Origin of the sequence: Jonquetella sp. BV3C21, assembly GCF_000468895.1 — a bacterium.
Lineage (GTDB): Bacteria > Synergistota > Synergistia > Synergistales > Dethiosulfovibrionaceae > Jonquetella > Jonquetella anthropi.
Genome location: NZ_AWWC01000016.1, coordinates 30,548 through 55,999, shown reverse-complemented (window position 1 = coordinate 55,999; position 25,452 = coordinate 30,548). Strand labels below are relative to the sequence as shown.

At 60.7% G+C, this 25,452-nt stretch carries 25 protein-coding genes; 19 read left to right on the top strand and 6 right to left on the bottom strand.

All coding sequences use genetic code 11. The features are described 5' to 3' along the window. Positions 1–91 precede the first annotated feature (91 nt). Complete coding sequence (locus HMPREF1249_RS03945; RefSeq protein WP_008523452.1) at positions 92–1,414, bottom strand: sodium-dependent transporter; 1,323 nt, start codon at positions 1,412–1,414, stop codon at positions 92–94. A gap of 429 nt (positions 1,415–1,843) precedes the next feature. Here HMPREF1249_RS03945 and HMPREF1249_RS03940 point away from each other — a divergent pair, with 429 nt between their 5' ends. Next, on the top strand, positions 1,844–3,046 hold the full coding sequence (locus HMPREF1249_RS03940; RefSeq protein WP_008519770.1) for a DUF819 family protein: 1,203 nt from the start codon (positions 1,844–1,846) through the stop codon (positions 3,044–3,046). A gap of 481 nt (positions 3,047–3,527) precedes the next feature. Then, positions 3,528–4,034 (top strand): YhcH/YjgK/YiaL family protein, encoded by a 507-nt coding sequence (locus tag HMPREF1249_RS03935; protein WP_008519766.1) that lies wholly within the window; start codon positions 3,528–3,530, stop codon positions 4,032–4,034. A 50-nt stretch (positions 4,035–4,084) separates the two neighbouring features. Here HMPREF1249_RS03935 and HMPREF1249_RS03930 read toward each other — a convergent pair whose 3' ends face one another. Next, a complete protein-coding gene (locus HMPREF1249_RS03930) occupies positions 4,085–6,247 on the bottom strand; it encodes a heavy metal translocating P-type ATPase (RefSeq protein ID WP_021775855.1) in 2,163 nt (720 codons plus the stop codon). A 273-nt stretch (positions 6,248–6,520) separates the two neighbouring features. On the opposite strand from HMPREF1249_RS03930, the gene HMPREF1249_RS03925 reads away from it, so the two are divergent. The 8 genes from HMPREF1249_RS03925 (at position 6,521) to HMPREF1249_RS03890 (ending at position 13,670) form a co-directional block, all read left to right on the top strand. Next, positions 6,521–7,468 (top strand): tripartite tricarboxylate transporter substrate binding protein, encoded by a 948-nt coding sequence (locus HMPREF1249_RS03925; protein ID WP_008519760.1) that lies wholly within the window; start codon positions 6,521–6,523, stop codon positions 7,466–7,468. A gap of 12 nt (positions 7,469–7,480) precedes the next feature. Continuing rightward, positions 7,481–7,927, top strand: coding sequence for a tripartite tricarboxylate transporter TctB family protein (locus tag HMPREF1249_RS03920; RefSeq protein ID WP_008523450.1), 447 nt, complete (start codon positions 7,481–7,483; stop codon positions 7,925–7,927). A gap of 1 nt (position 7,928) precedes the next feature. Next, on the top strand, positions 7,929–9,404 hold the full coding sequence (locus tag HMPREF1249_RS03915) for a tripartite tricarboxylate transporter permease (protein WP_008519757.1): 1,476 nt from the start codon (positions 7,929–7,931) through the stop codon (positions 9,402–9,404). A gap of 21 nt (positions 9,405–9,425) precedes the next feature. Further along, positions 9,426–9,914, top strand: coding sequence for a prolyl-tRNA synthetase associated domain-containing protein (locus HMPREF1249_RS03910; RefSeq protein WP_008523448.1), 489 nt, complete (start codon positions 9,426–9,428; stop codon positions 9,912–9,914). 195 nt (positions 9,915–10,109) lie between these two features. After that, a complete protein-coding gene (gene msrB, locus HMPREF1249_RS08200) occupies positions 10,110–11,075 on the top strand; it encodes a peptide-methionine (R)-S-oxide reductase MsrB (protein ID WP_155801310.1) in 966 nt (321 codons plus the stop codon). A 74-nt stretch (positions 11,076–11,149) separates the two neighbouring features. After that, positions 11,150–11,641: a flavodoxin gene (locus HMPREF1249_RS03900; RefSeq protein ID WP_008519751.1), complete on the top strand. Its 492-nt coding sequence runs from the start codon at positions 11,150–11,152 to the stop codon at positions 11,639–11,641. 198 nt (positions 11,642–11,839) lie between these two features. Beyond that, complete coding sequence (locus tag HMPREF1249_RS03895; RefSeq protein WP_008523443.1) at positions 11,840–12,421, top strand: hypothetical protein; 582 nt, start codon at positions 11,840–11,842, stop codon at positions 12,419–12,421. Between the two features lie 97 nt (positions 12,422–12,518). Further along, entirely contained in the window at positions 12,519–13,670 is a 1,152-nt protein-coding gene (locus HMPREF1249_RS03890) for a M20 metallopeptidase family protein (RefSeq protein ID WP_008519748.1), read from the top strand. A gap of 196 nt (positions 13,671–13,866) precedes the next feature. On the opposite strand, the gene nikR is transcribed toward HMPREF1249_RS03890, so the two are convergent. Continuing rightward, positions 13,867–14,298 (bottom strand): nickel-responsive transcriptional regulator NikR, encoded by a 432-nt coding sequence (gene nikR / locus HMPREF1249_RS03885; protein WP_008523441.1) that lies wholly within the window; start codon positions 14,296–14,298, stop codon positions 13,867–13,869. Between the two features lie 95 nt (positions 14,299–14,393). Here nikR and HMPREF1249_RS03880 point away from each other — a divergent pair, with 95 nt between their 5' ends. After that, a complete protein-coding gene (locus HMPREF1249_RS03880; RefSeq protein WP_008523440.1) occupies positions 14,394–15,803 on the top strand; it encodes a class II fumarate hydratase in 1,410 nt (469 codons plus the stop codon). Beyond that, the gene (locus HMPREF1249_RS03875) at positions 15,800–16,450 is read left to right on the top strand and encodes a nitroreductase (protein ID WP_008519743.1); all 651 of its coding nucleotides are present in this window, start codon (positions 15,800–15,802) and stop codon (positions 16,448–16,450) included. Before HMPREF1249_RS03880 ends, HMPREF1249_RS03875 begins: the two co-directional genes overlap by 4 nt. Positions 16,451–16,507: 57 nt before the next feature. Here HMPREF1249_RS03875 and HMPREF1249_RS03870 read toward each other — a convergent pair whose 3' ends face one another. Continuing rightward, a complete protein-coding gene (locus tag HMPREF1249_RS03870) occupies positions 16,508–17,176 on the bottom strand; it encodes an HAD family hydrolase (RefSeq protein WP_008519740.1) in 669 nt (222 codons plus the stop codon). 208 nt (positions 17,177–17,384) lie between these two features. On the opposite strand from HMPREF1249_RS03870, the gene HMPREF1249_RS03865 reads away from it, so the two are divergent. From HMPREF1249_RS03865 to HMPREF1249_RS03835, 7 genes are all read left to right on the top strand, one after another. Then, entirely contained in the window at positions 17,385–17,606 is a 222-nt protein-coding gene (locus HMPREF1249_RS03865) for a FeoA family protein (protein WP_008519738.1), read from the top strand. Beyond that, positions 17,603–20,080, top strand: coding sequence for a ferrous iron transport protein B (feoB, locus tag HMPREF1249_RS03860; protein WP_021775868.1), 2,478 nt, complete (start codon positions 17,603–17,605; stop codon positions 20,078–20,080). The genes HMPREF1249_RS03865 and feoB overlap by 4 nt, the downstream gene beginning before the upstream one ends. Before the next feature lie 99 nt (positions 20,081–20,179). Next, positions 20,180–20,491 carry a hypothetical protein gene (locus HMPREF1249_RS03855; RefSeq protein ID WP_008519732.1) on the top strand — a complete coding sequence of 104 codons (312 nt, stop codon included), beginning with the start codon at positions 20,180–20,182 and terminating at the stop codon, positions 20,489–20,491. A gap of 51 nt (positions 20,492–20,542) precedes the next feature. Beyond that, positions 20,543–21,337, top strand: a complete 795-nt coding sequence (locus HMPREF1249_RS03850; protein WP_021775852.1) for a DUF4198 domain-containing protein — start codon at positions 20,543–20,545, stop codon at positions 21,335–21,337. An 89-nt stretch (positions 21,338–21,426) separates the two neighbouring features. After that, positions 21,427–22,203 carry a DUF4198 domain-containing protein gene (locus HMPREF1249_RS03845; protein ID WP_039873213.1) on the top strand — a complete coding sequence of 259 codons (777 nt, stop codon included), beginning with the start codon at positions 21,427–21,429 and terminating at the stop codon, positions 22,201–22,203. A 231-nt stretch (positions 22,204–22,434) separates the two neighbouring features. Then, entirely contained in the window at positions 22,435–22,824 is a 390-nt protein-coding gene (locus tag HMPREF1249_RS03840) for a Fur family transcriptional regulator (RefSeq protein ID WP_021775857.1), read from the top strand. A 38-nt stretch (positions 22,825–22,862) separates the two neighbouring features. Continuing rightward, positions 22,863–23,339: a 6-pyruvoyl trahydropterin synthase family protein gene (locus HMPREF1249_RS03835; protein ID WP_008519722.1), complete on the top strand. Its 477-nt coding sequence runs from the start codon at positions 22,863–22,865 to the stop codon at positions 23,337–23,339. A gap of 140 nt (positions 23,340–23,479) precedes the next feature. On the opposite strand, the gene HMPREF1249_RS03830 is transcribed toward HMPREF1249_RS03835, so the two are convergent. Both HMPREF1249_RS03830 and iadA read right to left on the bottom strand, forming a co-directional pair. After that, positions 23,480–24,109, bottom strand: a complete 630-nt coding sequence (locus HMPREF1249_RS03830) for a DNA alkylation repair protein (RefSeq protein ID WP_021775854.1) — start codon at positions 24,107–24,109, stop codon at positions 23,480–23,482. 49 nt (positions 24,110–24,158) lie between these two features. Next, entirely contained in the window at positions 24,159–25,328 is a 1,170-nt protein-coding gene (gene iadA, locus HMPREF1249_RS03825) for a beta-aspartyl-peptidase (protein ID WP_039873229.1), read from the bottom strand. Positions 25,329–25,452: the final 124 nt, after the last annotated feature.

The window sequence follows — 25,452 nt, the reverse complement described above, 5'->3', positions numbered from 1 at the left end:
AGGTGCGAAGGCCGTGTTAGAGCAAGGCGACTTGGGTGAGTTCCGGTGAAATACGGGGAGGAAGGACTTGAAGTCCTCCCTCCCCGCGTCCCTAGCCGATGCCCCCAAGCCGAATGCCCATGACGAACACGAGGATCGTCAGGCCGCAGAAAACGTACTTGCCCAGCGGGACGATCAGCGGCGAAAGATTTCCGTTTCGTCCCAGCCGAATTTGGTCGGCCGCAAACCCGCTTCCGCCGATCCAGAAGAACATCACGGCGGCGAGCAGGGCGCCCAGCGGCAGGACGTAAATGCTGATCAGGTCCATCCACGCGCCGAGACGGGCCCCGTCTTCCAGCGCGATTCCCAAGGCCAGACCGGCCAAAGTGATGACCGCAACCGACGCGGCCCGTGAGAGGCCAAACCGGTTCTGAAGCGCTTCGATCGGAGCCTCGTACAGGTTGACCAGCGACGTCAGGCCGGCGCAGAGGGCGGCGAAAAAGAATATGGTGCAGAAGAGCGCGCTGGCGGGAATCCCTTTGAAAATTTCTGGCATCACGATGAACATGAGCGGCGGTCCGGCCGTCGGAGCGACCTGATGGGCGAACGTGGCGGGAAGAATGACGACCGCTGCCAGCAGGGCGGCGACTGTGTCGAAGAACGCCACAGATTTGGCGGACGAGACGATATCGACGTCGTCTTTCAGATAGCTGCCGTAGACCAGCGTGCCGCTGCCGGCAATGGACAGGGAGAAGAACGCCTGGCCGAGGGCGTAGACCCACGTCTTAGGCGTCCAAAGGACTTGAAAGTCCGGGTGGACGAGGAACTTGTACCCGTCGAGGGCTCCCGGCAGAAAGGCCACTCGGAGGGCCAACAGGGCGAACATGAGAAAAAACAGCGGCATGATCGCCTTGTTCAGCCGTTCAATTCCCCTGCTCACGCCGGCCGCCATGACGAAGAGCGTCAAGAGGATCGCGGCGGTGTGCCAGCCTAAACTGCCCATCGGTCCGGCGACGGCGCCGAAGAAAGCGCCGCTGTCGGGAGCTGACGTGACGAGACCTGAGGCGGACTGGACGAAGAACTTGATGATCCAGCCGACGACTACCGAGTACCCGACGGCGATTCCTAAAGCGCCCACGACGGGGATATAGCCTAGAATGGCGCCGCCTTTCAGGCCTCGGCGGCTCATGACCTTCTCGAACGCTCCGATCGGCCCGGACCTCATCGCCCGGCCGAACGCCATTTCCTCGATGACGCCCGAATAGCCCAGCAAGGCCACGGCGATAAAATACGGGATCAGGAACGCCGCCCCGCCGAGCTGCCCGACCCGGTACGGAAACAGCCAGATATTGCCCATGCCGACCGCTGAACCGACGCATGCCCAGATGAACCCGGCTCGGCTTTTAAAAGAATCTCTTTTCTGTGAAGACTGCAATCTGAAAACCTCCTTCGGTACGTTTTTCCATGAGAACTCATTTCCAAGGGGCGCGCGAAGCGGCGTCCCTTCAGGTCGGATAAAAAATCATGACGGGTCATCTCCTTCAAAAAAAGAGGGCCTCTCCTGCTGGAGAAGGCCCTCTCGTTCGTCTTAAACGAAAAGGCCGCGTCGGACAAGTCCGCGCGGCCCTCTTTGCGGTAGAACGGCACAAGGCGGCGGACTAGAAGTTCCGCCACCACCAAGACATATTCAGCTGGAATGAGCGTACGATCATAAAAATCGCTCCTCACTGAAGATAGGGCAATTATAGTCTCGGGAAGGCCGCCCCGTCAAGGAAAGTTCGCCAAGGGAGAGCCGGCCGGAGAGAGTATAATACCCGAAGATAAGGGAAAGAGTTTTCGCACAAAACACAGGGGGCATGTTGGTATGGAAAGCACGCTGATTCGGCCCGACGACATTTGGTCGCTGTGGGCCCTCTTGGTCGGTTGGGCGGCCGTGAGCATTTACTTGGAGCAGAAATATCGCTGGGCCGCGAAGGTGTCCGGCGCGGTTATCGCGCTGTTGGGCGCGCTGGTGCTGTCAAACCTGCGGGTCATTCCCACTGACAGCCCGGTGTACGACGCCGTTTGGGAGTATGTGGTCCTTTTGGCCGTCCCGATGATGCTCTTCGGTGCCGACCTGCGGCGTATTTGGCGCGAGAGCGGCCGGACGTTCTTGGCGTTTCACTTAGCCGCGTTTGGAACCGGTTTAGGGGCAACGCTGGCGATTGCCCTGATGGGCCGGGTAATGCCCGAGCCTCTGGCCATCGGCAGCATGATGACCGGCTCCTACATCGGCGGCACGGTCAACTTCGTCGCCATGGCCGACCAGTTCCACGTGAGCCAAAACGTGATGAACGCGGCGATCGTGGCGGATAACCTGAACATGACGCTGTACTTCTTCGTGCTTTTTGCCATTCCGACGGTCGCCTTTTTCCGGCGCCATTTCCCCACCCCCTACGAGACGAAAGCCAACGAGTTGGTGGACGCGGCGGCCAATCGGGCGGCGGCGTACTGGGGACGCAAGGAAATATCCCTGTTGGACATTGCCAAGGTCGTAGGAACCGGTTTCGTGCTGGCGGCTGTGAGCGTCAAACTGGCCAGCTGGGTCGGAGGCATGGCGTCGCTGCCGACTGTGGTGCGCGCGATTTTTGGCAGCAAGTACTTTGTCGTCACCACGCTGACCGTGATTGCCGTGACCTGTTCGCCCAAGTATTTTGCCGAATGCCGGGGTTCGAACGAGATCGGCACGTTCTTAATTTATATTTTCCTCGTCGTCATCGGCGCGCCGGCCTCGATCGGGGCGATTATCCGCCAAAGCCCGATCCTTCTCGTGTTCTGCGCCTTTGTGGTGTGCTGCAACATGCTCGTCACCCTAGCGCTTGGAAAACTTTTCCGGTTCAACTTGGAAGAGCTTCTCGTCGCGTCAAACGCCACAGTCGGCGGCCCCACCACGGCTGCGGCGATGGCTATCTCCAAGGGCTGGAGCGACCTCGTCCTGCCGGCGATGCTCGTGGGCGTTTGGGGATACGTGATCGGCAACTGGTGCGCCGTCTTTTTAGGTCAGCTCGTGTTCCCTTCGGTTCTGTAATATAGTTATTTAGTTAGGCCGCCGCAGGTTTCTGCGGCGGCCTAAGTTTTTCCGAACCGGCCAATGAAAAAGCCTCCCCAACGGGGAGGCTAATTCACGAAACTGAACGCTCGAAGCAGACCGGCTGAGGCGCGTCAGACGAAGCGTCGCAAAGCTTTGAGGGGGAAGAGGGACCGTCCGCGAGGGGGGTGGACGGCTCGACGCAGGAAGAGGGGTTCCTGCCGAACTAACGCGCCCAAAGGAGAGGGGGCTCCCGCTGTCAGCTGTTGCTTTCGAGGCTCCGCATAGGCTGCGGATCGTTCCTGGAGAGTCGGAAGAAACCAAGGCGAAGAGGGTCGTCTTGTTAGCTTCTTCTAACATGAGGAATAATAGCACGGGAATTTGGAACGCGCAAGAGGGGAGTTTTTTCTTTTTTCGTCTGGGACGAGGGCTTTCGTTCGTGATAGCATAAAACGGACGAAAAGAACTGGGAGGGTTGAGAATGATCTGCTGTCATCTGGACGACGCTGGGTTCTACGAGGCTCTTGGCCCCGGGCTGGTTCAAGCGGTATCTTTTCTGCGGCGGCCGTGGGAAGACGAGCGTTTTTCGTCCGTCAGGGCGCTCGCCGATCTGCCGGTCGGCAAGTGGCCTTTGGACGGCGAAAGACTTTTCGTGTCGGTGGAGGAGCCTTTGACCCGGCCAGCGGATTTGACGCCGCTGGAAAGCCACAGGCGCTTCGTGGACTTGCAGATGACGCTTCTCGGAGAGGAGCGGATGATCTGGCGCCCGCTCGGGGGACTGACGTCTCGGGGCGAGTGGGATTTGGCCCGGGACATTCGGTTTTATGAGCCCTGCCCTGAAGGCTCAATCGTCGACGCCTCTGACGGACGAATGGTCCTCTTTTTCCCTCACGACGGCCACGGCCCGCTCGTGGCGCCGAAGACCCCAGCGAAGATTAAGAAGCTGGTTGTCAAAATCAGCTGGGCCCTGTTGAACTTGAAGGGCTGAAGAAAAGCGCCCGCCGCAGAAACTGCGACGGGCGCTCTGTTTTTGAGCGGTTATTTTCGGTTGATTCGGGAGCTGTTGGCGATGACAGAAATGGAGCTTAAAGTCATTGCGGCCTCGGCGATGAGCGGGTGGAGCAGGGCAGCCATGGCCAGAGGAAGGGCGACAAAGTTGTACCCGAACGCCCAGAACAGGTTCTGTCGGATCACCTGAAAGCTGAGCCGAGAAACGGCGATAACGTCCGGCAGGGCGGGCTGGTCCATCTGGACGATCACCGCGTCGGCATTGTCGACTGCCAGCTCGCTGCCGCTTCCCACCGCGATACCCACGTCGGCGCCCTTGAGGCCTGCCGCGTCGTTGATTCCGTCGCCCAACATGACGACCTTGTGCCCTTGGGACTGATAGCGGCGGACGATTTTGAGCTTCTCTTCCGGGCGAACTTCCGAAAGCCACTCAGAAATGCCCACGGCCCGCGCGACTCGCTCGGCGGCCGCGTCGTTGTCGCCTGTAGCCATCACGGGCTGAACGCCTTGGTCGATCAGCCGGGAGACCATTTCCTTCGCTCCTGGGCGAATAGGATCCTGCAGGGCGATCAACCCGATCGGCTGGCCGTCCTTGGTGACTTGAACGACCGTCCGTCCCAGCGCCAGCTGTTCCTGAACCTCAGGAAGCCGCTTGCTGATCAGCCGACCGATGACCCACAGACAGCCGTCGACTCGGGCGGAGACGCCTTGGCCCGCTTCCTCGGATACGTCGGACGCCGGCCGGACGTCCGGGCACAGCGCCGAAATCGCCTTGGCGAGCGGGTGGCTGGACGCCGCCTCGATCGACGCCACAGTGCTGAGCGCGTCGTCAGGCAGGTTGTGCCAGACGACTTCCGGGCGTCCCAGCGTGAGGGTGCCGGTCTTATCGAGAACGGCGACGGAAACGGACCCCAGCGTCTGGACCGCTTCGGCGTTGCGGATAATGACGCCCCGCCGGCTGGCCGCGCCGGTAGCGGAAATCAGCGCCATGGGCGTTGCCAGCCCGAGGGCGCAGGGACAGGCGATCAGCAGAGTGGACAAAAAGGCGAACAGCGCCAGATCGCCAGGGCTGCGAAGTGACGTCACCCAAGGCAGGTACTGTCTCGCCGCGTCAAGGAACGAATAAAACCGGTCACCGGTGAGAAGCCAGAAAACCCCGGCGATGACGGCCAGCCCGGCGACGAGAGGGACAAACGCGCCGGTGACCCGGTCGGCGAACGCCTGAATGGGGATTTTTGCCCCCTGCGCTTCCTGAATGATGGCGATGATCTGGGACAGAAAACTGTCCTCGCCCACGTGGGTGACTTGAACGTCCAGCTGGCCGGAAACGAGCACGCTGCCGCCTGTGACGTCGTCGCCGGCGCTTTTGGCGCTGGGGATAGGCTCGCCGGTGAGCATGGCCTCGTCCACGGATCCTGTGCCGGTTAGGACTTGGCCGTCCGCCGGGATCCTTTCACCGGCCATGACCCGAATGACCTGTTCGGGCTGAAGCAGCTCAATCGGCACGGTGGTCGTCACGCCGTCGTCCGAGACCAGTCGGGCGTCTTTGGATTGAATGGTCAGCAGGGCGCGGATCTCCCGGGCCGCCCGGTCCCTCAGTCGGGACTCGATGTACCGCCCGATCAAGTGAAGGGTCACGATCATCGGCGCCAACATTCCAAACGACGGAATATGAAAGCCGGCGGCTTCCAAGGCGCAGGTCAGCCACGCGGCCAACGCGCTGAGGGCCACCAGCACGTCCATGTTGGCGTGTCCGTGGGACAGGGCGATCCACGAGCTTTTTAGGACGCCGGCGCCGGCGGCGAAAATGGCGGCCGCGCCGCAGACGAGGTTAATCCAAACGGCGTATGGAACGTGGTGGCCTGCCATGTGAAAGCCCATGAGAACGGTCGGCGGGATCATCGCGATCACGGCCACGGCCATATTCCGACGGGCGGCCTGATATCGTTTTCGCTCCGCGTCCAGCGGGCGCTCTCTGGACGTCTGATATCCCGCGCGGCGGATCGCTTCTTCGAGGACTTCCAGCGGAACCGGCTTGTCCAGCACGGCAAACGCGGTGCTCGTGGCTAGGTTGACTGCCGCGAACTTGACCCCGTCCACCTGCATCAGACTCTTCTCGACGATTCTGACGCACCCGGCGCAGGTCATGCCCAGCACCGTGATCGAACAGGTCGTCTTGTTTGCCGCTTCCATGGCGTTCACACTCCTCGCGATTTCTGACATTTTCAGCCTTATTATGGACGACCGGCCCGGCCGTGGGTATCAAGTAAAAAGGTGATCCCAGTCCGCGCAGATAAACTACTTTGGGAAAAATATCCCGCCGAGATTGAGCTCGCCGCGGTTGAAGGGAGAAGGGGAGAAGTTAGCCTTTCGTTACGATAACCTTTCAGGTAAAATGAACCCATGCAAGTGAAGTCACAGACTTGGCGTTAATACCAAAATTTCCCGAAAAAGGGGTGCGTACGCATGAAAAAACGTTCCATCGCTTTAGGGCTCCTGACCGCTCTTGCACTGCCGGCTATGGCCTTGGCCGCCTACCCGGAAAAGCCAATTTCAGTCATCGTCCCGTCCACCGCCGGTGGCGGCACCGACACGATGGCCCGCATCGTGGCCAAGTTCGCCGAACCGCTGCTGGGTCAGCCGATGGTGATCGTCAACAAGCCAGGCGCTGGCGGGCAGATCGGTTTTGAGGCGATTGCCAGAGCAAAAGCCGACGGCTACACGATTGGCTGTCTGTACACGCCTCACCTGACCGCTCACGTCTCCGACAAGCGGGCCGGGTACACCAATGACAGCTTCTACGCGATCGCCAACGTGGTGACCGACCCGGGCATTCTCGTCGTCCCGGCGAACAGTCCCTTCAAGACCATGGCCGATATGGTGGCGGCGGCGAAGGCCGAGGGCGCTCACCTGACTGCCGGAACGTCCGGCCCGGGCGGCGACGACGATTTCGCCCGGGGAATGACCGAGGAATCCTGCGGCATCAAGCTGACGCCCGTGCCGTCCAAGGGATCGTCGGACGCGAAAGCGACCGTCATGGGCGGTCACGTCGATATGTCGTTCATGAACGTGTCGCAGGTGGAAGCTCAGATCAAGTCGGGCGACCTTCGCGCCCTAGCCGTGCTGACCAAGGCGCGGGTTGCCGAGCTGCCTGACGTCCCCACCGCTTTGGAGCAGGGGTATGACGGGATTTTCTCCGACTCGTCCCGCGGTTTTGCCGCGCCCGCCGGCGTGTCCGACGAGGTCAAGGCGAAGCTGGACGAGGTATTTGCCGCGGTCATGAAGGATCCTGAGTTCCTGAAAGCCGCCGAAGGACAGCTTCAGCTGAACGTCATGGATCACGCTGCCTACGCGGAGTACTTGGCCGAGCAGCAGAAGATGACGGACAGACAATTCGAGGTCAACCCCTGGTAAGGGAGACGGCGAATGAATAAAAAAACCCTCGACATCCTGAGCGGAGCCGCGGGGATTCTTCTGGCGGCGGCCATATTCATGGCCGCCGCTTTGTTCCCTCAAAGCGCCGCGCGCTCGGCTCGGTACGTCAAGTTCCTGTCCTGCGTGATGGGCGTCCTGTGCGCCGTCTTGGTGGGAAGCGCGGCCTTTTCCCGGCGCAACGCTGAGCCGATTCGGTGGATTAAGGCTCGGCGGCCCTTCTGGCTGGCTTTGGTCGCTACGGTCGCCTACGCGGCGGCTATGAACTGGCTGGGTTTTTACCTGTCCAGCGGACTGTACGTGATCGCCCTCGGCTGGGGGCTTGGGTACCGCCGGCCGGTCAGCTTGTTCCTGTCAGCGGCGATCCTTCTGCTGGTCATCTGGGGCGTGTTCGAGCGCTTCCTCGTCGTCCCGATCCCTCGGGGAATATGGGGGTTCTGATATGTTGAGTCTGCTGACGCAAGCCTGTCTTACCCTCCTGCAGTGGAAGGTCCTGGCGGCAATTTTCGTCGGAACGGCGTCGGGCATCGTCATCGGCGCGATTCCTGGCCTGACCGCCACAATGGCCGTGGCCCTGCTGATACCAGTGACGTTCGGCATGGACCCGGTCGTCGGCCTCGCCCTGATGGGCGGTGTGTACTCCGGCGGCATGTACGGCGGGGCGATTTCGTCGGTTCTGCTTTCCACGCCCGGAACGCCCGCGGCGGCGGCGACGGCGTTTGACGGCTACCCGATGACCCGGAAGGGCGAGGGCGGCAAGGCCATTGCCGTGGCGACGGTCGCCAGCTTCTGGGGCGGCATCATCTCCACGCTCGCGCTACTGTTCGTCGCGCCGCCTCTGGCCCGGGTGGCGCTCGAGTTCGGACCGCCGGAGTACTTCCTGCTGGCGATCCTCGGCCTGTCCAGCATCGTCACGCTCACGTCAGGCAACCTGCTCAAGGGGCTTATTTCGGGCTGTCTTGGGCTGCTGGTCGCGCTGGTAGGGACCGACCCAATTGACGGGTACATTCGTTTTTCCGGCGGCTTCATCGAGCTGTTTGAGGGCGTGTCGTTCATGCCCGCGCTCATCGGGCTGTTCTCGGTGAGCCAAATTCTGGAGCTCACGTCTGAGACTCATATCCTGCAGCTGGAAGCCGATCCGAATTCGCTCAAGCGGTCCAAACTGCCCAAAGGTCTGGGCGGAACGATCGCCCGAGGCGGCCTGATCGGCACCATCGTCGGCATCCTGCCCGGAGCCGGCGCGACGATTTCGGCGTTCATCTCCTACAACTTGGCCAAGCAGATCGACAAGGAGCCGGAGACGTTCGGCACCGGGAACCCCAAAGGCGTCGCGGCATCGGAGAGCGCCAACAACGGCTGTGTCGGCGGGTCGCTGGTGCCCCTGCTCACGCTGGGAATCCCCGGCAACTCGGTGGCGGCCGCTCTCATGGGCGGGCTGATGATTCACAACCTCATTCCTGGGCCGGAGCTCTTCACCCGGTTCGGCGGGGTGACCTACGCGTTTATCCTGTCGCTGTTCTTGGCCAACGTGGTCTTTCTCGTGCTGGGGCTCTACTGCGCCCCAATTTTTGCCCGAGTGGCCACCGCGCCCAACGCGGTGCTCATTCCGGCGATCGCCGTTCTGTCCGTCGTGGGCAGCTATGCCATTCAGAACAGCATGTTCGACGTGGGGCTCATGCTGGCGTTCGGCGTGGCAGGGTATTTCCTCAAGCGGGCCGGGTTTGACCTAGGAGCCATCGTGCTTGGGCTGATCCTTGGCCCGATTGCCGAGCTCGGGTTCGGCCAGTCGCTGGCCATTTCCGGCGGGTCTTTTGCGATTTTCTTCGACCGGCCGGTCAGTCTGGTCCTCTGGGCCCTGATCGTCCTGCTGCTGGTGCCGGCGTTCATTAAAAAGCGCCGTCGGGCCCCAAAGGCCTGAAGCTGGAAAGGAGAAACGAAGATGACGCGCGGCGAAGTTGAAGCGTGGCTGAAAGAAAAAGGAATCCCGTTTGAGGTGACCGAACACGAGCCGGTGTTCACCATCGAGGAGATGGAGCGTTTAGGCCTGACGAAGCTGGGAACGGTCTGCAAGAACCTGTTCCTTCGGGACGGCAAGGGGACGAAGCACTTTTTAGTCGTCATGCGGGAGGACCGGCGGGCCGACCTGAAACGGCTGTCCGCCCAGCTGAACGCGTCTCGCCTCAGTTTTGCGTCGGCCGAGCGGCTGATGAAGTACTTAGGGCTGACCCAAGGGGCGGTCACGCCGCTGGGAATTTTAAACGACGCGTCCCATCAGGTCATTGTTGTGTTGGATAAAGGGCTTCTCGGCGAAAAGCGGCTGGGTATTCACCCGTGCGAGAACACCGCCACGCTGTGGATCAGCTGTCCTGACCTGCTGAAGGTTGTCGAACTCTGCGGCAACCCGCTGATCGAAGAGAACTTTGACTGACCGTGAGACAGAGAAGGACAAATTAACAGAAAAGAGAGAATTGCGGGCATATCCTACTGGAGGGCCCGCAATTCTTCGTTGCGGATCGTTGGGGCCCTCCATACAATGAATTTATCTGATAATTTGCACGGAGGTGACCCAATGAGAGGATTAGCAAAAACGGTTTTAACGCTCGCTATTTTAGGAGGTGCGACCATGGCAAACGCAGAAGTGAAGACGATTTATCTTGCCGGAGGCTGTTTTTGGGGACTTGAAGCGTACCTGTCAAATCTCCCCGGCGTGGTGGATACAGAGGTCGGTTATGCCAACGGCCTGAACAAGGCGCCCAGCTATCAGGAGGTCTGCACCGGGCTGACCGGTCACGCTGAAACCGTCAGAGCCCGATACGACGATCAGGTCATCGGCTTGGAACGGCTCGTCTCGCTGTTCCTGTCGGTCATCGACCCCACGTCGGTGAACCGTCAGGGCGGCGACGTGGGAACCCAGTACCGAACCGGCGTGTACTACGAAAACGAGGCCGACCGGCCCCAGATTCAGCTCGCCTTTGACGCCGCGGCCCGGCAGCTCGGCCAGCCGCTGGCAGTGGAGCTCAAGCCGTTGGAGAACTTCTTCCCGGCCGAGGACTACCACCAGGACTACCTGAAAAAGAATCCCGGCGGCTACTGCCATATCCCCCGTTCGCTCATCGAAGACGCGGCCAAGACCGTCCCGGAGACGCGCGCCTACGTCCGGCCGAGTGACGAAGAACTTCGCAAAAAATTGAGCCCCCTGTCGGCTCACGTGATGCTTGAAAACGGCACGGAAGCTCCGTTTGACAACGAATACTGGAAGACCGACGAACCGGGAATCTACGTGGACGCCGCGACCGGCGAGCCGCTCTTCTCGTCCCGGGACAAGTTCGACTCCGGCTGCGGCTGGCCTGCGTTCTCGGCCCCGATAGAGGGGAGCGCCGTTCACGAGCGGGTTGACGCGTCCCACGGCATGATCCGGACGGAAGTGCGGAGCCGGGCCGGAGACCTTCACCTCGGCCACGTGTTTGAGGACGGCCCGAAGGATAAAGGCGGCCTGCGGTACTGCATCAACAGCGCGGCGGTCCGCTTTATCCCGCTGTCCAAAATGGACGAGGAAGGCTACGGCGCTTGGAAGGACAAAGTAAAGTAACGATCCCTTGTTCCTCTTCCGACGACGTGCTATGATGTTAGTGCATGGTAACTTTATGTCGGGAGGTAGGGAGTATGAAAATCGGAGTCTTTTACGGCAGCACCACTGGCGTAACCCAAGAAGCGGCGGAAACGATCGCTGAAAAGCTCGGCGCCGACGTGAAGAACGTCGCGGAGGCTGAGGCTTCTGATTTTGACGGTTATGATGTGCTGGTTCTCGGCAGCTCCACGTGGGGGCTGGGAGATCTTCAGGACGACTGGGCCGATTTTCTGCCCAAAGTCGCCAGCAGCAATCTGTCCGGCAAAAAAATCGCCCTGTTCGCCTGCGGCGATCAGGTGGGCTACAGCGACACCTTCGGCGACGCCATCGCCGAAATCCACGATCAGCTGGCTTCGTCCGGCGCGGCCTTCATCGGCGCGTGGCCGGCGGACGGCTATGAGGGAACCGGCCGGGCTCTGAAGGACGGCAAGTTCGTTGGCCTCATGCTGGACGACAACAACCAGTCTGACCAGACGGCTGATCGGATCAGCGGCTGGGTCGATCAGATCAAGGGAGAAATGGCGTAACTCAACCGAGCTGAAGGGAAGCCGCATCGCGGCTTCCCTTTTTGCTTTCAGAAGATTTTTGAAGCGAAGACTATTCATCGGCTCAAGAAAACCTTGCTTCTTGGGCCGAAAAACATATAATAAAAGAGATACGTATATTATCTGCTTTAAAAGTCAGTGAAAGTTGTTAAGAGTTTCGCGGCGAAAAGAGGGATCTGCGTGAAAAAATTGCTAATGACACTTCTCATGCTGGGATTGGCAGCAGCCAATCTTTCGGCTGCCGCGCCCCGCAGTGGGCAGGAGAAGTCGGGAAGCAAACCGCAGGTATCTCAGGAAGCCCTTTCGGAGCCGACGGGCGACTCCTGCCGTGCCGTGCCGTTCTCGTCCCAGCCGGAAGAGTTGAGCGACCTGAAAAACGCGCTCTGTTCGGTGGATCCGAACGCTCAGTTGGAACAAAAAGGAGACCAGTCCGGCGTGGCGTTCTGTTTTGCCCCCGGGCTGAGGGGCTTTGCTCAGGTGCGGGCCGGGCACGCTCGGCTTGCGTGGTGGTACGACCAAAAAATTTCCGTCGCCGACGGCGAAAAGATCGCCAACGAGTGGAATTCGTGCGCTGACGGCGGCCGAGCTTGGGTCGAAACGATTGACGGCGGCTGCCGCTTTTGGCTGGCCACCGACGCGGCAATTCACCAGCCGATCGACTTAAAGGCCGTCGTCAAGCTGATGGGCGCTTCCGCGCTGCTGAGCGCGCAGACGGTCGACTTTAAAGGATACGTCGACCAGGCCGTGAAAGCGGGCCATTAAGAGATTTGTTCATTCCTAAAAGGACCGCCGGCCGTTCGGCGGTCCCGTTTTTTCTGGCAAATATTCCATACCGCTGGGGCGGCTGTGAGGGAGAAGGATGGAGTACAGCGAACTGGTCCGGTCAATCGGCAAATGGCTGTCCGAAACGTACCGGGCGTTTCATCGGACGCCTGAGTTGGACCGTCATCTGCCCCAGACGAAAGCTCGAATAGAAGCCGTCGCGGCCGAAATAGGCGTGCCGCTGCGCGAGTGCGCCGGCGGGCTTGTCGCGTTCCTGCCGGGCGGCGGCGGGGCTGGAATCGTCCTGCGGGCCGATATGGACGCCCTGCCGGTTACTGAGGCCACAGGCCTGCCGTGGTCGTCCCAAATTCCCGGGCAGATGCACGCCTGCGGGCACGACGCCCACGTGACCATGGCGCTGGGCGCTTTAAAACTGCTGAAGGGGCGGAAGCTTCCCGGTCCGCTGACGGTTTGCTTTCAGCCTGCCGAGGAGACGACCGGCGGGGCCAAGCCGATGATCGACGCGGGGGCGGCGGGCCGCGCCGGCATGGCGTTTGCCCTGCACGTGGCGCCTTGGCTGGACGTCGGCATCGTCGGCGCCGCTAGCGGCGCCGTGCTGGCCTCGTCGGATACCTTTTCGGTGACTATTTCCGGCCGAGGCGGCCATGGCGCGTCGCCTCACTTGGCAGTTGACCCGGTCGTGGCGGCCTGTCGAGCCGTCGACGCGCTGCAGACCGTCGTCAGCCGGACGAGCCGGCCGTCTGACGGCGTTGTCGTCACGGTTGGCAGCTTCCACGCCGGAAGCGCCGGCAACGTCATTCCCGAGGACGCTCGATTTGACGGGATCATTCGCACCCTGTCGCGGGACGGCCGGGTTCGGGCGAAAGAGGCGGTTCGCCGGGTCGCCGAGTACACCGCCAATTCATGCGGAGCCAGCGCGGCCGTCTCGTTCGTCGAAAGCTATCCAGCGGTGATCAACGACCCTCGGGCCGTTCAGCTGGTTCAGGCGGTGGCCCGCCGCTGCGGGGTTCAGTCCGTGACACCGCCGGAGCCGTCGATGACCTGCGACGACTTCGCCTACTTCTGTCAGGCTCTGCCAAGCTGTTACGCCCACTTAGGCTGCCGTCATCCAGGCGAAACGGACGCCGCGGGGCTTCACAGCTCTCGTTTCCGGCTCGACGAGTCGTGTCTGCCTCTGGGAACGGCGCTGCTGTGCGAGCTGGCTGCCGCCGGCGCGCCTTGCGAATGATCGGACGAGCGGCTGCGCGCCTATTAAAATTTGTCTGAAATGTTAAAGGCCCGGCCCCGCGGAAGCGGGGCTGGGCCTCTTATTAGAGTTCTTACTCAGCTATGATGCTGGGGACAAGTCCAGCTGTTTTCCCGAATGGAACGGGAAGCTTTTCGCTTGACGCTCCGACGGCGGCAGAACACAATGAAGCAGTTGCTTAAACGAGGGCCCGGACGACGGGAGTTAAACTCAGAATGGCCTTGAGGGAGCGCATCTCTTCGATGAGCTTTTTGACTCGAGGAACCGGCCCCCGCAGCATGATGACCTCCAAGCAGCCCCGTTCGTTGGCGTGAATGTGGGTGGTGCAGAGGATAACGTCTTTGTAGTGGTGCTGGATCTCGGTCATTTTAGTCCCAGCCTCGCGGGTGTTGTGATTGTACGTGATGGTGATGCTTCCGTACACTTCACCCTGTCCGCTCTGCCACGTGTCGGCGGTGACAAAGTCCCGTATCAGTTGCCGAAGGGCTTCTGAGCGGGTAGGAACGCCCTGTTTGTGAAACCGCTTGTCGAAGAGCTTCAGCAGGCTCTCCGGCACGGCGACGCCGAAGCGAATCAGCTGGTCGTCGTCTGTCTTTTGAGTTTTGTCCACGGAACTTCCCCCTGTCTCTTATGGTTATTTCAGTATACACGTTTAAGCATTTATCCGACAGGTGGGGGCGAAATGTTTTTCAAGGAGGAACGACGATGGAATATCGGATGGAGCACGATACGCTCGGTTCCGTCGAAGTGCCGGCGAACCGCTTGTGGGGGGCTCAGACCCAGCGGAGTCTTCAAAACTTCCCGATAGGGAACGAGTCCGACCGCATGCCGAGGGAAATTATCAAGGCGCTTCTGATAATCAAGGCGGCCTGCGCCAAGATCAACCGGCAGTTCGGGCTGGTGCCTCAGGATATCGCTGACGCGGTGGCGTCCGCGGCCCTTCGGCTGTACGAGAACACGCCGTGGGAAGACTTCCCGCTGCAGGTCTGGCAGACTGGCAGCGGCACTCAGACCAACATGAACGTCAACGAGGTGATAGCCCGCGTCGCGTCCGACGCCATCGGACGTCCTGTTCACCCGAACGACCACGTGAACCGATCCCAGAGCACGAACGACGTTTTCCCGTCGGCCGTTCATCTGGCATCGCTCCTGCTGGCGGAGCGCCGACTGCTCCCGGCGGGAGAGAACTTAGCCAAACGGCTGGAGTCCAAGGCGAGACGGTACTCTCGGCTGATAAAAATCGGCCGGACTCACATGCAGGACGCCACGCCGGTGACGCTAGGGCAGGAAATCGGCGGCTGGGCGGCGTCGGTCCGTCGGGACTTGGGAATGATCGCCACGTCGCTGGAGCTCCTTAGGCCGCTGGCGCTCGGCGGAACGGCTGTGGGAACTGGGCTGAACGCGCCGGCCAATTTCGGCCTGCTCGTGGCTACCGAACTGACCGAGTTTTTAGGCACTCGAATCCTGTCGGAGCGGAACAAGTTTCACGCCCTGTCGAGCCGTGGCGAGCTGTGCGCCTTCCACGGGGTCGTGCGGACGCTGGCGGCTGACGTATTCAAGATCGCCTGCGACGTACGGCTGTTGGCCTCCGGTCCGCGGTGTGGTTTCGGCGAGCTGGTGCTGCCGGCCAACGAGCCGGGCAGTTCGATTATGCCCGGCAAGGTGAACCCCACCCAGTGCGAGGCCATTACCCAGATCGCCATTCAGATCATGGCCAACGACGTGGCGGTATCGATCGCTTCGTCGCAGGGCGCGCTGGAGCTCAACACCTACATGCCTCTGTTGGCCCGCAACGTGCTGTCCAGCTGTCAGCTGCTGGCTGACGGCATGCAGAGCTTTGCCGAGCGCTGCATCGTCGGCATAACGGCGAACGAGAAGCAGATCAGCCGTTTCGTCGGGCAGAGCCTGATGGTTGCGACGGCGCTTACTCCCGTGCTGGGATACGAAAAAGTGGCCGCTCTGGCCAAGTTGGCGTACGAGAACGACTCGTCCATTCGTGAAACCGTGCTGGCCGACGGCGCCTTGACGGCAGAGCAGTACGACCAGCTGATGATGATGGACCGGCTTGTTGGCCGTTCCATGGGCCGCAGCAAGGGCCGAGGCGCCAGGTTATGACCGAGCTGACCGTCTCCGTGGCGATCAAGGCCCGGCGCTCGACGAGAAGCTACAAAAACGAGCCGATTCCCCACGCCCTTTTGGAAGAAGTCCTTCGCCTTGCTTGCATGGCCCCGTCGGCGAAAAACGGCCAGCCTTGGCGGGTTACCGTCCTGCAGGGCGCGCGGCTGGAAGCGTTTCGGGCGGCCGTGGTCGCCGCCTTTGAGTCCGGGAAGACGGGCTCTTTCGGGGCGTCTGCCGGTTCCCTTCGGTCGATGAGGGGCGGCCGGTCGCTTCAGAAGGCGTTTGCCCCGGCGATGGAAGCCGCGGGCGTCTCGCCGGCCGAGCTGATCCGCCGCAGCATCGTCTTTTTCGACGCGCCGGCGGTCGCGCTGGTGTCCCTCGACGAGGCTGACCTGCCCAGAGGACTGGTTGACGCGGGACTTTTTGTCTCTCACCTCTGTCTGGCGGCTCAGGGACTGGGACTCGACAGCTGTATTGCCGGGTACGTTCGGATCGTCGAAGGGGCGGTCTCAGACTTCCTGAACTGGGGAAAGGGGCGGCGGCTTATCCTCGGCGTCGCGCTTGGCTACGGGGCAGGAGAGCCGATCGACGGGTTTAAAAGCCCGAGAGAGCCGTTTGACGAGACGGTTGAATGGGAAGAGTAAACGAAAAGCGAAGCAGCCGGACGGGAAGCCCGTCCGGCTGCTTTTTTTGTGCTCAGTTTAGTTCGGTCGGCAGTTCCCATCGTCGGGAGCCAGCAACCCTTCGCCGGCCAGCAGGCCTTCCAGCTCGGACGGCGCGGCGCAGACCCGCCAAGCTCCGGCGCGGCGCAGCGTCTTCTCGTCGGTGCTCGTCGTCAGGGCGACCACCCTCACGCCCGCGGCGACACCGGCGGCCACGTCAAGGTCGGTGTCCCCGACGTAAACGGTGCATTCGGGAGACGCGCCTAGCTTTTCCATAGCCAAAAGGAGCATGTCCGGGGCCGGCTTGGGGTTGGGCACTTGGCCGGCGCCGATGGAACAGTCCATCAGATCCCACAGGCCGGTTTGGCGCAGAATGGCGTCGCCGGTTCGGCGGTTCGTCGCGCAGCCTGTCGCGAGCCCGCGGCGCCGAAGGTTTTTCAGGCACTGGACCGTTCCGTCCAGCGGGCGGAACAGCGGCAGCTCGCTCGGCAGACAGACCTGTCGGTAGTAGTCGAGTATTTCTTCAGAAATCCCGCCGATCGCCTCGCGCCAGTACGCTTCGTCGTGCAGGCCGATGAACTCCATTAGCCTCTCCCGGGTGACCGGCGGAAAGCCGAACCGCTCGGACAGCAGGCGGAAGCTGTTGAGCATGGCGTCGCTGCTGTCGATCAGCGTCATATCAAAGTCGAAAAGAACCGCTTGAAGCACGAAAAATGGGCCTCCCTTCGCCGGCAGAACCCGGCTGTGTGGGACAAGGATACCACGTAAAACCTGACAGCGTCTGTCGGTCGAACTTCTGATCGCCGCCGGTACAAATGGACGACCCATACTCTATACGATATAATGTTCAGCACTACTAACTTAGCGGACGAGGTATAAGAACCAGAATTTTGTTTTTCGGAAAGGGGTAGGGGGAATGACACTCGACGAGATTCGGCCGGGCAACGTGGTGCGCATACGCCGTTCCAACGCGGCTGGCGTCGTGGGCCAGCGGCTGATGGACATGGGATTCTTTCGGGGGGCGGTAGTCGAAGTTCTGCGCAACGCGCCGTTGGTCGACCCGGTGGAATTTGTCCTTGACGGGGCGCACGTGTCGCTTCGCCATGAGGAGGCCCGACTGCTGGAGGTGGTGTCTTGATACGCATCGGCTTAGTCGGACAGCCTAACTGCGGTAAATCGACGCTGTTCAACATGCTGACCGGCGCGCGGCAGCATGTGGCGAACTACCCTGGCGTGACTGTGGACGTGAAGAGGGGCGCGTTCAAGTTGGACGGGGAGACCTATCAGGTTATCGACCTGCCGGGCGTGTACAGCATGACGTCCTACTCGCTGGAAGAGACGGTTACCCGCGACAGCGTGCTGAGCGGCGAAGCTGACTTCGTCGTCAACGTGCTCGACAGCTCCAACCTGAAACAGGGGCTGTACCTGACGGTTCAGCTCATCGAAATGGGCGTGCCGCTCATTCTGGCTCTGAACATGGCCGACGTGGCCGAAGGCCGGGGGCTGAAGATCGACGCCGGCAAACTGTCCGAGCTGCTGGGCGTCCCGGCCGTGAGAACGGTGGGAAACAAGCTCAGGGGCAAGGCCGAACTTCTGGAAGCGATCAAGGCCAAAAGCCGGAAGAAGTCGGACATGAAGCCGCTGGACTACGGCGACTTGTCCGAGGCCGTCGAAGAGCTGACCAAGGCGATAGAAGGCGTTTCAGGCTTGGCGTTTCCACCCCTTTGGGGAGCGGTCAAGCTTCTCGAGAACGACTCCCAAGTGGAGGACATCCTGAAGGCGACGCCCGCCGGGCCGGGGATTCTTGAGGCGGCGGAGAAGCACAAGAAAAATTTTTTTGAAGAAATCGGCGACACCTCGGCGGCGGAAGTCGGCCTGAGGCGGCACACCGCCGTTTCGGCCGTGCTGAATCAGATTCAGTCCAAGAGCCGAATCGGGCCGTCGATGACCGACCGAGCGGACAGGATTGTGGTTCACCGGGTCTTCGGGCCGATTATCCTGCTCGGCGTGTTCTACCTGCTGTATTACTTGTCCATCAACCGGGGCTACAAGCTTACCGAGTACTTTGGGCCGGTCCTGCGGCGGATCGAGCTGTACGCCACAATGATCCTTCCCAAGGGCGGCCTCCTGACCGACGGCCTTCTGAGGGATCTGGGCATGAGCGTCGTCATCTCCTTGAACGCGGTGCTGAACTACGTGCCGATCTTCCTCGTGCTTTTTGCCTGCATCGCCGTCTTGGAAGACTTGGGCTATATGCCCCGAATCGCGTTCATTCTCGACCGGGCGCTTCGCCGGTTTGGCCTGCAGGGCCAGTCGACCCTGCCGCTGATTCTGGGCGGCGTCTTCGTCGGCGGCTGCGCGGTTCCCGGCGTCATGGCGACCCGGGTCATCGCCGACGAAAAAGCCCGGCTGGCCACGATTCTCGTCGTGCCGATGATGAACTGTCTGGCCAAGGTGCCCCTGTACTCGCTGCTGATCGGCGCGTTCTTCGCCGATATTTCCGCGTCGATGATGGTGTTTATCTCCACGATCACCCTGTTCATGGCGCTGTGCGCGGCCAAAGTGCTCACCATGACGGTGCTGAAGAACAAGCCGTCGGCGCCGTTCATCATGGAGTTGCCGCCGTACCACATCCCGACCCTTCGGGGGGTCGTCCTTCGGTCGGTCGAGCGGACGCTGATTTTCGTCAAAAAGATCGGCACGATCGTCGCGGCTGTGACCGTGGGCATATTCTTTCTGACCCGGTTCCCCGGCGCGCAGGAAGACGTCGTTCAGTCTTGCCAGGCGGATGTGAACAAGGCGGCTCAAGACTTTCGGAGCGCCATCGCGGACACCCGGTTCGCGCCGCTGGTCGCCACCGACGAGGGCATGGAAGAGCTGATCGACGCCATGGACCGCACCAAGCGGGCTATTTTCGCCGGCGTCGCGAAGAGCAATTTGGTGAACTATCTGCCGTCGTCCACGCACTTCGCCGACCTGTACGACGTCTCGAAGAGCAAAGACCCGGACGTCCGCAAGGTCAACAAAGAGTGGCGGGCGTTTTTAGCCGCCCGCGGCCGGGCGAGAAAGCGCCTGTCTGACGACGTGCTTAATCGAAGCGTTCTGGGCCGAATCGGCCAGTTCTTGGAGCCGGTGACCAAGTACGCCGGGTTCAACTGGAAGGTCAACGTGTCGCTGCTGTCCGCCTTGGCAGCCAAGGAAAGCACCGTCGCGACGCTGGGACTGCTGTACAAGCCCGCCGACGAATCGCCGAACGGCAGCATCGCCCACGGACTTCAGAGCGAGGACGGCTACACGCCGCTTCACGCTCTGGCTCTGATGATCTTCATGGCCCTCTATCCGCCCTGTCTGGCGACGCTCGTCATGGTTAAGGTCGAGGCGGGGTCGTGGCGGTGGGTCGGCCTGTCGCTTCTGTTCCCAACCGTTCTTGGCCTGCTGTTCGGTTCGCTGATTTTCAGCGGCGGCCGGGCGTTGGGCCTCAACGGCCCCCAGATGGTGATCGTCTTCTCGGTCTTTGTCGCCATCTGTACGGTTGTTTTAGGAATGATCAAGCCCAAGAATCAGCTGCTTGAACTTCGGAAGGACTCGCCCGAACCGGCGGCGGGAGACTGATTTTTCACTGTGGTGCCTTCCTGCCGGCGAGCGGCAGGTGGACGAAATACCAGATTTCATGCGAAATCTGTATCTTGCAGCACGGAAGGATGATTCAAGTTGAAAAAGAAACTGATCGCGCTTCTGACCCTCGGACTGCTGTGCCTGTCCATTTCCGCGTTTGCCCACACGGCGCTGTTGAACTGCTATCTTGACGGCGACAAGGTCATCTGCGAGGGCGGGTTCTCCGACGGATCGTCCGCTGCCGGCGTTAAACTGATCGTTCGGGACGGGCAGAAGAAAATTCTCATCGACGCCAAGCTGGACGACCAGGGCACCTACGAGTTCCAGAAGCCCGAAGGCGACTACGAAGTGGAATTCAACGCCGGCCCGGGCCATCAGGTGATCGTCGACGGCAAGGATATCGAGTAACGGCTTTTGCAAGACCACTTCCGAACACATTTGAAAGGGGAGCTATACCCGATGAAGAGATTTGCCGGCTTTGCCGCCGCTGCTGCGCTCGTCCTCTGCGCCGTCCCTGCGATGGCTCACTTCCAGATGATCTATACCCCGACCAGCGTCCTTGAAAAGGGCGCGACGATTCCCGTTCGACTGGTGTTCACCCACCCCTTCGAGGCCGGACACACGATGGACATGGGCGTTCAGGAGTTCTTTGTGGTGCACAAAGAGAAAAAGACCGACCTGAAGGGCGATTTGAAGCCCATCAAGTGGACCAGCCTGACCAACAAGGGGGACGCTTTCGCTGCCGACGTCAAGTGCCGCTCCATGGGCGACTACGCCTTTGGCCTCGTGCCGGCTCCGTACTATGAGCCCAGCGAAGACCTGTGGATGCAGCAGTGCACCAAGATGATCGTCAACGTCGGCGCCACGCCGACCGACTGGGATCAGCCGATCGGCCTGCCGGTCGAGATTCTTCCGCTCGCCAAACCGTATGGGCTGTGGAAGGGCAACGTCTTTGTCGGCGTTGTCACCGCCGACGGCAAACCCGTTCCGAACGCCGAAATCGAAGTAGAGTACCTGAACCACGCTCCTGATCTGAAAAAGAACTGCTTCGTCAAGAAGGCTGCCATCGAGGACGCCAAGGAAGTTTTCTTCACCCAGACCATCAAGGCCGACGCGAACGGCACGTTCGTCTACGCTTTGCCCAAGGCCGGCTGGTGGGGATTCGCGGCGCTCGAAGCGGCGACCGTCCAGGTTGACGGCCACGACGTCGAACAGGATGCAGTACTTTGGGTCGAGGTCACTGACCTGAAGTAACGGCGTAAAGCACCGGCGTACTTCTGGCGTCTGGGCATATCCCAGGAGTGGGGAACTTCGAGGAAGAAGTTCCGAAAAAGGAGTTTTTCATGAAACTGCATAGCGTTACCTGCGCGGCTCTGTGTGGCTTGTCTCTGCTTGCGGCTCCGGCCATGGCTCACCACCTGTGGCTTCGGGCCGTTCCGAGTGAGAAGGGAATCACGGCGAACATGATCTACGGCCACCACTTCCCGAACCCGGAAGATATCCCCGCGCCTCGGCTGTCGATCTTTGACGACGTCAAACTGTTCGACGCCTCGGGCGAGAAGGCCTTCAAGCGCTCTGAGACGCCCAACTACGAGCACAAGCTCGACTCGGCAGCGCCTGCCGGCGGCTCGATCGTGGCAGTAGTTTACAAGCCGACGATCTGGTCCAACGGTCCTGACGGCTGGGCGATGAAGGGCAAAGCCGAGTACCCAACTGCCACCTATACCGAACAGTCCACGATGGGTGCAAAGACCATCCTGGTCAACGGCGACGGCGACATGGCATTCACGATGCAGCCGATCGGTCACAAGCTGGAAATCGTCCCCATGGCTGATATCCGCACGCTTGAAATCGGCAAACCGTTCCCGATCAAGGTCCTTCTGGACGGGAAGGGACTCAAGACTGCCGAGATCAAAGCCCGTTTTGGCGGCTTCTCCGAAGACGACAGCGACGAAGCGTACTACGGCCGAACGGATCTGAAGGGCGAAGGCCACATCATCGCCCTGCGCCCCGGCTTCTGGGCCATCGAGACCCAAGCGGTTGTGAAGGGTGCTGAAGGCGAACCGATTGACGAATACATCTACATAGCGACCCTCACCTTTGAAGTCCCAGAAAAATAATGAGCAATCAAGGAAGCCGGCCTCGAAAGAGGCCGGCTTCCTTTTGCCTTGCCGGGAACGGTTTGGCCCCCTCCCGCGGCAGATTGAGCGAAGGCAGATGGGCCGATGAAGTTTCAGCGGCGGTCCGAAGGAACTGAAAGTCCTATCGGTCAAGGTCAGAAGAATTTGAGGACGTGACTTCTATTCTGAGAGTATTAAAATTAGATTAATTCTAAAATAGGTGCGTGAAAAATGACAGCCTACGCGAAGATGATTTTGGACTTAGTCAACAGGCCGGATCACCATTACACGGCGGAGGGGATTTTTCTGGAGCTGAAGAAGGAAAATCCCAAAATCGTTCTGGCGACGGTGTACAACAACCTGAAATCGCTGTGCGATCAAAAGCTGATCCGAAAGGTCTCGGTTGAGGGGCAGCCGGACCGGTACGACCGGATCGTCCGGCACGACCATTTGGTCTGCCGGCGGTGCGGCCGGCTTTCGGACATCAAGCTGTCGGATCTGACCGAGTCCCTGCGCCGGCAGACCGGCATCATCGACCTGACCTACGACCTGAGGATCAATTACCTGTGCCCGCGCTGCCGGGCGGCACAAACTGGGGAGTCTTCTGACGGCGAAGCCTAACCGCCTGGGGGCAAAAAATAAAACGAGGGGGTCATATCATGCGTTCAATCACGAAAGTCAGCATTCAGTACGCTCACCGTTTCTTGGACTATGAGGGCGAAGCTCAGTACCTGCACGGCCATTCGGGACTTTTGACCATCGAGGTTGAAGGGGACGTGGACAAGAGAACGGGTTTTGTGTATCCCTGCAACAGCATGAAGCGCATCGCGTGGGATTACCTGAAAGCGTTTGATCACGCCCTGATCATGCAAGAAAACGATCCGCTTCTGCCGGCCATTCTCAAGGTGTACGAGGAGCAGGGCATCAGAAACGGCGCTGAGACGAACAGGACGCTCGGGGTCGCGTTTGACACGCCGCTGGCCAAGTCCTACCCGGAGTGCCGCCTCGTGGTGGTCAAGAAAGTGGCTACCTGCGAGAACCTGATCGAGATCTTCTACAACCTGATGAAAGACCAGATGAACATCAAGAAGATGACCTTCGCTTCCGGCGACAACAGCGCGTCGATGGACTTCTAGTGAACGCAGAAAAAAGTCAGGGCCGCCCATTGGGCGGCCCTGACTTTTTCTTATGTCCCGCAACAGAGGAAAAATTTTGTGGAATCGGCGGCTGGAAAAGCGCGGCAGGAACAGAAGGTTCAAAAGGAATTTGCGCTGCCTCAGCGGGCGAGAAACGCGTTCGCGAGCCGGTAGGTTTGTTTAATTTCTTTCGTCTCGAGACGCCAAGTCCTGAGCTCGTCGCGGATCAGGTCGGGATGTTTTTTGCTGATGTCTCTGAGCGCGTTCCCGACGGACTTTCGGACGTATTCGCTCGGGTCCTCCTTGTGGAACGCGAGCCTCTTGGCCGCCTCCTGCGGGTGCTCTTTAAAAAAGGGGCGGCCCGTCCAGATTCGCAGTCCCTCGGAGACCGCCCGTCTGACGTTCGGGTTTTCGTCGCTCAGCCACATGTCGATGACTGGCAAAGAGTTTTCATATCCGCGGGTTTTGCAAAACTCGTCGAACGCTTTTGCTAGAATTTCCTGAACTCGCCAGTCGCCGTCGTTTGAGACGACATCTTTCATAAATTGTAAGGCGTCGTCTGAGGCCGAGTATCCTAGGAGAAAAACGCTGTACATCCTAGCTTGGCGAACGTCCAGCCGATAAAGTTCTTTGGCAAAATCCACGGCCGTTTGGGGAGAAAGCGCTTTCCAGTCCCGTTGGGCCGCTTTTTCGATGTCTTTAAACCCGTTGACCGTTTGGGCGAGTTCGTCAATCAGCGGGACGATTGGGACGGCGGCTGGTTCCCTCATGATGTTCTCCTTTCGTTCGTCTCGGTTGGGCGGACTGGGATTTTTTCGTTCAGCGCTCGTACGTTCCCCTGACGAGGATTTTTCCGTCCCAAACCGCAGGAACGCCTCGGGCGACCACCGATCGAACCGTCCAGTCGTCGTTCAGGACGAGGCAGTCGGCGTCAAAACCCGGTTTTAGGCTTCCCTTGCCGGGCAGGCCGAGCAGGGCCGCCGGGTTTTTCGTCGCCAGCGAGACGGCGGTCGTCAGGTCAGCGACGCCGCCTGTGACGATGTCCCCGATGGTCTTTAAAATGGACGACGGGCTGCCGACGCCCATGCCGACGAGCTCTTTCTCCTCGTTGAAGACCGGCATGGAGCCGTTGCCGTCGGACGTCAGCGTCACTCGGCTGACGTCAGCTCCGGCGACGACGAACTGGCCGAACCGGGACGCGGCCTCGTCTGAGGCGGTGATGTCTGCGGCGCCGCCCTCGCGCACCCAGCGGACCGCGTCGCGGGTCAGGTCCTCGCATCGGCCCACGTGGGTGGGCAAAAATTGGGTTTTCGGCACGTCGGTGCCTCGCAGCGCCTCTCGCAGCGGCTCAAGGCCGGTTTCCTCGCTGCCCATGTGGACGCAGACGACGCCGCGCTTGCCCGCCAGCATGGCGGAGACTCGGACCGACGAGACGAGGCTCCGCAGCGCTTCGGCCGACGGGTGGGACGATCGGTGGTCCGACAGGGCGATTTTGCAGCCGATGACCTTGTCGATGAGACAGATGTCCCGAGCCGTCGAGCCGCACAGGTTCGGCCCGGGCAGCTGATACGAGCCGGTGAATATCCACGTCGAAAGCCCTTCGGCGTCCAGCGCCCGGCTTTTAGCCAGCAGGTCTTCGAGGCTTCGGTTGTATCCGTCCGTTCCAAGAAGCCCGACGGCGGTCGTGATGCCCGACCGGGTGAAGTCGGTCAGCTGGGCCGGCGGCGTGCGGAACTGAAAACCGCCCTCGCCGCCGGCGCCGGCAAAGTGGTTATGCCCGTCAATCAGCCCCGGAAGGGTCCGCGCGCCCGATACGTCCATGACGACCAGATCGGGCAGGACCGACCGAATGGACCGCTCGTCCAAGTCCGGGCAGATTTGGGCAATGCGCCCGCCTAAAATCAACAGGCTCGTGATCCCTTGAGGGGCCGGGTCGTACAGGTCGGCGTTCTTTATCAGCAGAGGGGCTGGGGCGTCGCTGCGTTTCACTTTGGTCGCGTCTCCTTTGTGTCCTGTTTTGGCGCGGCAGAGGCCGCGCCGTTGGCGTGAAAGAGGAAATTCTTTTTTCATGATAGCACCAACAGGCAAGCCGGCAAAAGAAAAACCCGCCGCT

Excerpts from the sequence above, each read along its gene's own strand:
- HMPREF1249_RS03940 (WP_008519770.1), top strand. The coding sequence starts at position 1,844 with ATGGAAAGCACGCTGATTCGGCCCGACGACATTTGGTCGCTGTGGGCC.
- HMPREF1249_RS03935 (WP_008519766.1), top strand. The coding sequence starts at position 3,528 with ATGATCTGCTGTCATCTGGACGACGCTGGGTTCTACGAGGCTCTTGGC.
- HMPREF1249_RS03930 (WP_021775855.1), bottom strand. The coding sequence starts at position 6,247 with ATGGAAGCGGCAAACAAGACGACCTGTTCGATCACGGTGCTGGGCATG.
- HMPREF1249_RS03925 (WP_008519760.1), top strand. The coding sequence starts at position 6,521 with ATGAAAAAACGTTCCATCGCTTTAGGGCTCCTGACCGCTCTTGCACTG.
- HMPREF1249_RS03920 (WP_008523450.1), top strand. The coding sequence starts at position 7,481 with ATGAATAAAAAAACCCTCGACATCCTGAGCGGAGCCGCGGGGATTCTT.
- HMPREF1249_RS03915 (WP_008519757.1), top strand. The coding sequence starts at position 7,929 with ATGTTGAGTCTGCTGACGCAAGCCTGTCTTACCCTCCTGCAGTGGAAG.
- HMPREF1249_RS03910 (WP_008523448.1), top strand. The coding sequence starts at position 9,426 with ATGACGCGCGGCGAAGTTGAAGCGTGGCTGAAAGAAAAAGGAATCCCG.
- msrB (WP_155801310.1), top strand. The coding sequence starts at position 10,110 with ATGGCAAACGCAGAAGTGAAGACGATTTATCTTGCCGGAGGCTGTTTT.
- HMPREF1249_RS03900 (WP_008519751.1), top strand. The coding sequence starts at position 11,150 with ATGAAAATCGGAGTCTTTTACGGCAGCACCACTGGCGTAACCCAAGAA.
- HMPREF1249_RS03890 (WP_008519748.1), top strand. The coding sequence starts at position 12,519 with ATGGAGTACAGCGAACTGGTCCGGTCAATCGGCAAATGGCTGTCCGAA.
- HMPREF1249_RS03880 (WP_008523440.1), top strand. The coding sequence starts at position 14,394 with ATGGAATATCGGATGGAGCACGATACGCTCGGTTCCGTCGAAGTGCCG.
- HMPREF1249_RS03875 (WP_008519743.1), top strand. The coding sequence starts at position 15,800 with ATGACCGAGCTGACCGTCTCCGTGGCGATCAAGGCCCGGCGCTCGACG.
- HMPREF1249_RS03865 (WP_008519738.1), top strand. The coding sequence starts at position 17,385 with ATGACACTCGACGAGATTCGGCCGGGCAACGTGGTGCGCATACGCCGT.
- HMPREF1249_RS03850 (WP_021775852.1), top strand. The coding sequence starts at position 20,543 with ATGAAGAGATTTGCCGGCTTTGCCGCCGCTGCTGCGCTCGTCCTCTGC.
- HMPREF1249_RS03845 (WP_039873213.1), top strand. The coding sequence starts at position 21,427 with ATGAAACTGCATAGCGTTACCTGCGCGGCTCTGTGTGGCTTGTCTCTG.
- HMPREF1249_RS03840 (WP_021775857.1), top strand. The coding sequence starts at position 22,435 with ATGACAGCCTACGCGAAGATGATTTTGGACTTAGTCAACAGGCCGGAT.
- HMPREF1249_RS03835 (WP_008519722.1), top strand. The coding sequence starts at position 22,863 with ATGCGTTCAATCACGAAAGTCAGCATTCAGTACGCTCACCGTTTCTTG.
- HMPREF1249_RS03830 (WP_021775854.1), bottom strand. The coding sequence starts at position 24,109 with ATGAGGGAACCAGCCGCCGTCCCAATCGTCCCGCTGATTGACGAACTC.